Annotated in this window: 7 protein-coding genes; 5 read left to right on the top strand and 2 right to left on the bottom strand. The window is 63.8% G+C overall.

Annotated elements, in window-relative coordinates:
- Positions 1–237: 237 nt before the first annotated feature.
- Positions 238–1,455: a bifunctional glutamate N-acetyltransferase/amino-acid acetyltransferase ArgJ gene (argJ, locus tag JW897_RS21385; RefSeq protein ID WP_205467560.1), complete on the bottom strand. Its 1,218-nt coding sequence runs from the start codon at positions 1,453–1,455 to the stop codon at positions 238–240.
- An 84-nt stretch (positions 1,456–1,539) separates the two neighbouring features.
- Complete coding sequence (recQ, locus tag JW897_RS21380; RefSeq protein ID WP_205467559.1) at positions 1,540–3,345, bottom strand: DNA helicase RecQ; 1,806 nt, start codon at positions 3,343–3,345, stop codon at positions 1,540–1,542.
- 158 nt (positions 3,346–3,503) lie between these two features.
- Between recQ and JW897_RS21375 the strand changes: the two genes are divergently transcribed.
- From JW897_RS21375 to JW897_RS21355, 5 genes are all read left to right on the top strand, one after another.
- Positions 3,504–3,734 carry a hypothetical protein gene (locus JW897_RS21375; protein ID WP_205467558.1) on the top strand — a complete coding sequence of 77 codons (231 nt, stop codon included), beginning with the start codon at positions 3,504–3,506 and terminating at the stop codon, positions 3,732–3,734.
- Positions 3,727–4,209 (top strand): surface-adhesin E family protein, encoded by a 483-nt coding sequence (locus JW897_RS21370; protein ID WP_048415540.1) that lies wholly within the window; start codon positions 3,727–3,729, stop codon positions 4,207–4,209. Before JW897_RS21375 ends, JW897_RS21370 begins: the two co-directional genes overlap by 8 nt.
- Before the next feature lie 259 nt (positions 4,210–4,468).
- The gene (locus JW897_RS21365; RefSeq protein WP_082159133.1) at positions 4,469–5,260 is read left to right on the top strand and encodes a ParA family protein; all 792 of its coding nucleotides are present in this window, start codon (positions 4,469–4,471) and stop codon (positions 5,258–5,260) included.
- Positions 5,261–5,305: 45 nt separating this feature from the next.
- Positions 5,306–7,894: a sensor histidine kinase gene (locus JW897_RS21360; RefSeq protein WP_048415541.1), complete on the top strand. Its 2,589-nt coding sequence runs from the start codon at positions 5,306–5,308 to the stop codon at positions 7,892–7,894.
- Positions 7,869–8,762, top strand: a complete 894-nt coding sequence (locus tag JW897_RS21355; RefSeq protein WP_048415542.1) for an ATP-binding response regulator — start codon at positions 7,869–7,871, stop codon at positions 8,760–8,762. The genes JW897_RS21360 and JW897_RS21355 overlap by 26 nt, the downstream gene beginning before the upstream one ends.
- Positions 8,763–8,771 lie beyond the last annotated feature (9 nt).

Genomic DNA, 8,771 nt, shown 5'->3' with positions numbered 1-8,771 from the left:
TACCTCCGTCAACACCTAATTTGAAAAAAGATGGAGTTTTCGCAAACAACTCCGCCAAACCGTTGATTTGTAAAGAAGCGGTCATTTTGAGCAAGAACGATTTCTCGCGCCCGCCCTGCCTGGCTCCGTGTCGAGGAGGCGCGCTGAATGCGAAAAAGCCCCGATTTACGGGGCTTTTTCGAGGCTAAGACCGACTTCCGGGCCAGCGTCCATGCCAAAACGGCTCAAACGCCGCGCTCAGCTGCGGTAGTCCGCATTGATCTTCACATAATCATAAGAGAAGTCGCAGGTCCAGACCGTGGCCTCCGCCGCGCCGCGCCGCAGCTTCACCCGCACCAGGATTTCCGGCTGAGCCATCACGCGTTGGCCGTCTTCTTCCCTATATAGAGGATTGCGTCCGCCGTCGACCGCGACCAGCACCTCGTCCAGATACAGTTCCAGGCGATCGACGTCCAGGTCTTGCACGCCGGCGTAGCCTATCGCGCACAGCAGGCGGCCCAGATTGGGATCGGAGGCGAAGAAAGCGGTTTTCACCAGCGGGGAGCGCGCGATGGCGTATGCGACGTCCTTGCACTCTTCGAACGAACGGCCGCCCTCGACCTTGACGGTGATGAACTTGGTGGCGCCTTCGCCGTCGCGGACAATGGCCTGGGCCAGCGCGGTGGCGACTTGAATCAACTCCGCCTTGAGCGCCTGGTAGGCGGCCTGCAGCGGAGAGTCGATCAGCGGCCCGCCGCTCTGCCCGGTGGAGATCAGGATGAAGCTGTCGTTGGTGGAGGTGTCGCCGTCCACCGAGATGCAATTGAAGGAAACATCGGCCACTTCCTTCACCAACTGGCGCAGTACCGGGCGGGTCACCGCGGCGTCGGTGGCGATGAAGCCCAGCATGGTGGCCATATTGGGATGGATCATGCCGGCGCCTTTGGAGATGCCGGTGATGGTGACCGGGTGGCCGTCCAGCGTCAGGCGGGCGCTGACCGCCTTGGGCGCGGTGTCCGTGGTCATGATGGCGCAGGCTGCGTCGGCCCAGTCCGCACCTTGCCGGCTCGGCAGCGCCGCGGCGATCTTGTCCACCGGCAGCGGCTCCAGAATGACGCCGGTGGAGAAGGGCAGGATCTGTTCGGGCTGGCAGCCCAGCTCATCGGCCAGCGTCCGGCAGACTTGCAGCGCGTCGCTGCGGCCTTGTTCGCCGGTGCCGGCGTTGGCGTTGCCGGTGTTGATCACCAGCGCGCGGATTTGCACGCCGGCGTCCAGATGCTTTTTACAGATTTGCACCGGAGCGGCGCAAAAACGGTTTTGGGTGAACACGCCGGCAACAGTGTTGCCCTTGTCCAGACGGATGACCAACACGTCGTTGCGGTCGGCTTTCTTGATGCCGGCGGCGGCGACGCTCAGTTCCACGCCGGGAACGGGGAAGAGATGCTCGCCGCTGACGGGCTTGAGGTTTACTGCCATCTATCGCTCCAGATCAATCAATATTATTCGCATCGATTGTAGCGGATTTGTTCCGCCGGACCGGAAACTAAAACGGCCGACGGATCAACCTGCCTCGGCCGCCGCCGCGCTCAACAATTCGAGCAGCGCCTCGCCGTAGCGCGCCAGCTTGAGTTCGCCCAGTCCATACACCTTGGCCAGGCCGGCGCGGGAGGTCGGGTGCTTTTCCACCAGGTCGCGCAGGGTGCGGTCCGAGAACACCGCGTAGGCCGGCACATTGTGTTCGTCCGCCATCTGCCGGCGCCAGCCGCGCAGCGCCTGCCACAGCCGCTCTTCGCGCTCGGTGCGCAGCCAGCGGTCGGCGCTGGCGGTGCTGCGCGTCGCCTTGTCGTCGGCCAACGGCCGCAAATAGACTTTTTCCTGGCCTTTGAGCACGGCGCGGCATTCGTCGCTCAACACCAGCGACTGGCCGCGGGCGATGTCGACGTGCAGCAGCTTGCGCGCCACCAACTGGCGAATGATGGAGCGCCAGACGCGCTGGTTGTAGTCGCGGCCGATGCCGAAGGTGGACAGCTTGTCGTGGCCGTAATGGCCGACGCTCTGGTTGGCGCGACCCAGCAGCACGTCGATCACGTGGCCGGCGGAGAAGCGCTGTTCCACCCGGTAAATGCAGGACAGCAGCTTTTGCACCGCGACGGTGGCGTCGAAGGTGATGGGCGGATGCAGGCAGTTGTCGCAATGGCCGCAGGGTCGGCTCTGTTCGCCGAAGTGCGCCAGGATGTGCTGGCGGCGGCAGGAGGCGGCTTCGCAGAAAGCCAGCATGGCTTCGAGCTTGCCCAATTCCACCTGTTTCTGCAGCTCGGCCATTTCGCCGCCTTCTATCATCTGCCGCAGTTGCACCACGTCGTTGAGCCCGTAGCACAGCCAGCTGGCGGCGGGCAGGCCGTCGCGGCCGGCGCGGCCGGATTCCTGATAGAAGTTTTCCGGGCTCTTGGGCATGTCGATGTGGGCGACGAAGCGCACGTCCGGCTTGTCTATGCCCATGCCGAAGGCGACGGTGGCGACCATGACCACGCCTTCGTCGCGCAGGAATTCGCGCTGATTCGCCTCGCGCTGCTGATGGCTGAGGCCGGCGTGATAGGGCAGCGCGTGGATGCCGTTGTCGCACAGCCATTGCGCGGTGTCTTCCACGCGCTTGCGCGACAGGCAGTAGACGATGCCGGCGCTGCCCGGATATTCGTTGCGGATGAAATCGAGCAGCTGCTTCTTGGCGTTGTGCTTTTCCACCACCTGATAGAACAGATTGGGCCGGTCGAAGCTGGACAGGAAGACGCGCGCGTCCTGCAGCTTCAGGTAGTGGATGATGTCGGCGCGAGTCTGTTCGTCGGCGGTGGCGGTCAGCGCGATGCGCGGCACTTGCGGGAAACGCTCGGCCAGAAAGCCCAGTTGCTGGTATTCCGGGCGGAAGTCATGGCCCCAGTGGCTGACGCAGTGCGCCTCGTCGATGGCGAACAGGCTGATGTTCAGCTGCGACACGAACTCCTGGAAGCGCGGCGTCAGCAAACGCTCCGGCGCCACGTACAGGAGGTCCAGCGAACCGGCGCGCGCCTGGCGCGCGATGTCGCGCGCTTCGTCCAGCGGGGTGGCGGAATTGAGACAGGCGGCGGCCACGCCCTGTTCGACCAGGGTGGCCACTTGGTCCTGCATCAGCGCGATCAGCGGCGACACCACGATGGCGACGCCGGGGCGCATCAGCGCGGGAATCTGGAAGCAGAGGCTCTTGCCGCCGCCGGTGGGCATCAGCACCAGCGCGTGGCCGCCCTGGGCGACGTGATCGACAATCTCCCCTTGCTGCCCGCGGAATTCGGGATAGCCGAAGATATTATTGAGTAGGGAGAGCGCGTCCTGCATAAGCCGTCTTCTTGCGAGAAGGCGCCTATTGTACGGCAAGTGGCCGGCAGCGTCCCGCCCCCGGTTCAATAGGCAAAAAAAGGGCCGCTGGAGTGCAGCGGCCATAAAGTTGGATGGAGACAATGTGAAACGAAGAGGAAAAATGCTCTCGCACTACCATGGACCTGTGGGAGACTCGCGAAGTTCCTTTTTTTACATTTATTTTTGGCGTTTTCTGGCAAAAAAATACTTATATGGCATTGCGGATTTTTTGCGCCGCAGTACTGTCGAAGGCAACCCGCCGCCAAGCTCAGTCGGCCGCCGCGCCAGCCGCTCCGCGCGCCGGACTTGGAGCCTTTCTGCGGCTGTGCGACACTGACCGACGATTTCGTGGAGGCATCAATGCGTAATATTTGGCCCGTCCTGTTGGCGGCCGCAGTGATCAGCGGCTGCGCCAGCGCTCCCAGCAAAGCACCCAGCCCGTCGACCGTCGGCAAACCCGCGCAGTCCGGCGCCAGCCCGGCCAACGCCGATTGGCAAAACCTGGGGGTCTCCCCCAACGGCAACATCCTGAACGAGCTGGACAAGCTGTCGGTCCGCAAGCAAGGCCAGCTGGTCAGTTTTCGCGACCGCAAAACCATCTTCAATCTGAAGAAGGAAAACTTCCTGTCCACGCCGCGCCACAAGGTGTCGATCAATACTTGGCAGATCGACTGTTCGCAGCGCACTTTCCGCCTGCTGGACATGGTGTTGTTCGATGAGAACGGCCGCCAGATCGCCAGCTTCACCTATAATGACGCTCAGATAAAACCTATGCCGGTGGTGCAGAATTCGGCCAGCTATCAACAGATGTTGCTGGTCTGCAAGGGCGATCCCGGGTTCTAAGAACGTGTTTACGATCTCGCGAGCTACAGCGAGACAAGGCGAATACGGCTGAGAAAGCGGAATGTACAAACGGTACATGAGCATTTCGAAGCAGTTTTCAACGCCGTATCGCCGACGCGCAGCAGATCGTAAACAGGTTCTAAGCCCGCTTCGCCCTGCCCGCTCGCGCGCGGCCCGGCCCCGCGGCGCGCCAAGACGCAAGCGGGCGTCTTCTGCGTAGCGGCCCCGCCGCCCAACCGGCCCCATGCCTGGAGCACCCATGCAAGCGATCCGACGAGTGGTCTTCAATCAAAAAGGGGGGGTGGGCAAGTCCACCATTACCGTCAACCTGGCCGCCGTCGCCGCCAAACAGGGCAAACGGGTGCTGCTGGTGGACCTGGACCCGCAAGGCAACGCCAGCCATTATCTGCTGGGGCCCGCCGCCCGGGACGAGGCGCCTTCGCTGGCCGGCCTGTTCGAGCAGATGCTGAACATTTCCATGTTCAGCAAGGAGCCCGTCGACTTCGTCCGCGCCACGCCGCTGTCCGGCCTCAGCCTCTTGGCCTCCCACCCCGAGCTCTCCGAGCTGATGGGCAAGCTGGAGGCCCGCTACAAGATGTTCAAGCTCAAGGAAGCGCTGGACAGCTTGAGCGCGCAGTTCGACGAGATCTGGATCGACACCCCGCCGGCCTTGAACTTCTTCACCCGCTCGGCGCTGATCGCCGCCGACCGCTGCCTGATTCCCTTCGACTGCGATGCCTTTTCCCGCCAGGCCCTCTATAACCTGAAAGTAAACACCGAGGAAATTCGCGCCGACCACAACCCCGAGCTGTTCATCGAAGGCATCGTGGTCAACCAGTTCCAGGCTAGGGCCAGCCTGCCGGTACGCCTGGTGGAGGAGCTCAAGCAAGAAGGACTGCCGGTATTGTCCTCTCCGCTGTCTTCATCCGTGAAAATCCGGGAGTCACACGATGCGGCGCTTCCCATGGTGTACCTGGACCCGCGCCACAAACTATCGCGCGAGTTCGAGGCCCTTTACCAGGAGCTGGCGCAGGATGGGCGGCGGGCCTAGCGTCCCGGTTCCGCCGCTCGCCGGCTCGCGCGGGGGCCGCTCTCCTTGAATCGCCTGAGCTCGCTGGTGGTCAGCGGCCTGCTGAGCGTCGGCCTGCTGTCCGCCGAATACTGGCTGATGATCAACGATGAGCGCGCCGAGCTCATCGACCGTCAGCATTACTGGGGCGAATTGAGCGCCGAGCTGCTGCGCGTGCGGATGCAGGCGATGCTGGATCACTCCGCCGTGCTGGCGCAAAGCCTGGCCAACAGCCCGCAGCCGCGCTCGCTGGCCGTGCTCGCGCGCAGCACCATACGCGACGACACCCCCTTCGGCGGCCTGGGCATCATCGAATACGTGCGCCCGGAGCAGCGCGAGGCGTTTGAAAGCCGCATCGCCAACAGCATACGCGTGCTGCAAGACCGCCACCTGGCACCCAGTCCGCGCCGACCGCTGTACTACCCGGTTTCCGGCTACCTGCCGGACGACAGCAACGCCCTGCCGCAAGGCCTGGACCTGGGCGGCATAGGCAACGCCCGCCGCAAGATGGACCTGGCCCGCCACAGCACCCAGCCGGTGCTGATGCCGACCACGCTGCCGGGCAGCAACGGCAGCCGCCTGGACATCGTCGTGCGGCTGAACGACGACAACACCCTGCTGCTGCTGAATCTGCGCAAGGACAAGCTGATCCAGGACAGCCAGCGCGAGCCCGGCACCGCCAGCCCCTTGCGCCATGTGCGCATCGTCGCCTGGACCCAGGAGCAGCCCGACGCGCCCTTGCTGGACTCCCAACCCACCCGGCCGCTGCCGTCCACGCCGCCCTTGTACACCATCCGCCACAATCTGGGCGGCAACGAGTTGCTGTTCGGCGCTTATCCGCAAGGCGTGGCCAATCCCGGCATGCGCCTGACCCACTGGGCCATCCTGGCCACCACCGCCGGCTTCTTGCTGGCGATGTTCTGGTTCCAGCAACAGCAGGCCCAGTCCCGCCGCCGGATGCAGGATCAGCTCAAGCGCAGCCAGCAGCAGCTGGAAATGAACACCCGCACGCTGCGCGAGCAGATCAACGACCGGGTGATGTCGGAACAGGCGCTGGCGCAGAGCGAGGCGCGCCAGCGCGCCATCCTGCAGGCCAGTTCCGACGCCATCATGCTGATCGACCACCAGGGCCTGGTCTTGCAGATCAACCCGGCGGCGGTGCGGCTGATCGGCCAGTCCGCGGACATGGTGCGTCAACTGCCGATAGGCAAGCTGCTGGACGAGCTGTACGACCGCAACCCGGCGCGCAGCTTCGAGCACATCGCCCAGGAGCACGAAGGCCGGCCGTTCGAGGCCAGCTTGCGCCGCAGCGACGAGCACATGCTGCCGGTGGAGTTGTCCCTCAGCCGGGTCACCCTGCCGGACGACTGGTTCTACGTGGTGGTCTGCCGCGACATTTCCATTCGCAAGGAACAGGAAGCGGCGCTGATCGAATTGAAAAACAGCCTGGCCGAGCAAGTCGAGGTGCAAAGCCGCCAGCTGTCCGCGCTGCTGGACGCCAGCCCGATGGCAATGGCCTACATCGTGGACCGCAACCTGCTCCAGGTGAACCGCGCCTTCCTCGACCTGTTCGAGCAGCGCGAAGAAGTCGTCCTCGGCCACAGCACCCTGCCCTTTTTCGAATCGCCTGAGCAGTGGGAGCGTACCGGCAAGGCGTTGTACAGCCTGCTCAACGACGGCAAGGTGGTGCAGACCGAGCAAAGGCTGCGCACCGGCACCGGCAAGCTGTTCTGGTGCCGGCTGTACGGCAAGGCCATCAATCCCTCGGTGCCCAAGCTCGGCACCATCTGGTTGTACCAGGATTTTTCCGCCCAGCGCGCGCTGGAGGAAACCCTGCGCCACGCCAAGGTGCTGGCCGAGGAAAACAGCCGCGCCAAGACCGAATTCCTGGCCAATATGTCCCACGAGCTGCGCACGCCGCTGCACGCCATCCTGGGCTTCACCGAAATGGGCCAAGCCCGCTCGCGCGGGCAGCACGACGACAAAATGGCGCAATACTTCAGCCGCATCCAGAGCAGCGGCAACCGGCTGCTGACCCTGCTCAACGATTTGCTCGACCTGGCCAAGATGGAAGTGGGCCGCATGGAGTACAGCATAGGCCGCAATAATCTGTGCCAATGCCTGCACGACATCTGCGACGAAATGACGCCGCTGGCCGCGCTCAACGAAATCCGCATCTACCTGAACTGCTCGTCGGAACAGTTGAACGCCGACATCGACCCCTTCCGCATCGGCCAAGTGATGCGCAACCTGCTGTCCAACGCCATCAAGTTCAGTCCGCACGGCGGCGAAATCTACGTCAACGCCGGGCTGCGCCAAGACGCCGACGGGGAGAACATCCTCGTCACCGTGGAAGACACCGGCCCCGGCGTGCCGGAATCCGAACTGGAAAGCATTTTCGACAAATTCATCCAGAGCAGCAGCACCAAGACCGGCGCCGGCGGCACCGGCCTGGGTCTGGCAATTTGCCGCGAAATCATCACGGCCCATCATGGCCGCATCTTCGCCAGCAATTTGCCGACACGCGGCGCGCTGTTCACCTTCATCATTCCGCGCACCGGGCCGGCCGGCGCCACGGAGGACCCCAACCATGCCCCACAAACTACTGCTCGTTGACGATGAACCCTTCAACCTGGAGCTGATGGCCGAGCTGCTGCAGGACGCCGGCCACGAGGTGGTCCAGGCCGAGGACGGCGAAACCGCTCTGGCCATCCTGCAGCGCGAAGGCGAAACCTTCTCCACCGTGCTGCTGGACAAGATGATGCCCGGCATCAGCGGCTTCGACGTGCTCAAACGCATCAAAAGCGAGCCGCGGCTGGAGTTTTTGCCGGTCATCATGCAAACCGCCATGGGCGCGGCCTCCAGTGTGCAGGAAGGGCTGGCCGCCGGCGCCTTCTACTATCTGACCAAGCCGTTTTCCCGCGACATGCTGCTGGCCATCGTCGAAGCCGCGATAGGCCACTGGGACCGCTACGCCCATTTCCGCGAGCTGGCCAATCTGCACGTCGACGCCCTGCGCCACCTGAACAAGGCCACCTTCACCTGCCGCAGCCACAAGGAAGCCCAGACCGTCACCGCCCTGCTGGCCAAAACCTGCGCCCATCCGGAGCGGGTGGCCACCGGCCTGTTCGAGCTGCTGGTCAACGCCATCGAGCACGGCAACCTGGACATCAGCTTCGACGAGAAAAGCCACTATATGGCCGAGGGACAGTGGGAAGCCGAGCTGGCCCGCCGCATGCAGGACCCGGTGATGGGGCAGCGCCAGATCAGCGTGGACTTCAGCCGCGAACCGGAACAGATGCGCTTCACTATCAGCGACATGGGCGCAGGCTTCGACTGGGAGCGCTACCAGAACGCCGAACCCGCCTCGCTGATGTCCAGCCACGGGCGCGGCATCCTGATCGCGCGCAAGCTGTCCTTCGACGGCCTGCACTACCAAGGCCGGGGCAATATCGTGGTCGCCCACGTCAACAGCCAGGACTAAGCATCCGTT

The sequence above is a fragment of the Chromobacterium alkanivorans genome (genome assembly GCF_016937655.1).
Lineage (GTDB): Bacteria > Pseudomonadota > Gammaproteobacteria > Burkholderiales > Chromobacteriaceae > Chromobacterium > Chromobacterium alkanivorans.
This window is presented reverse-complemented; position numbering and strand designations above follow the sequence as displayed.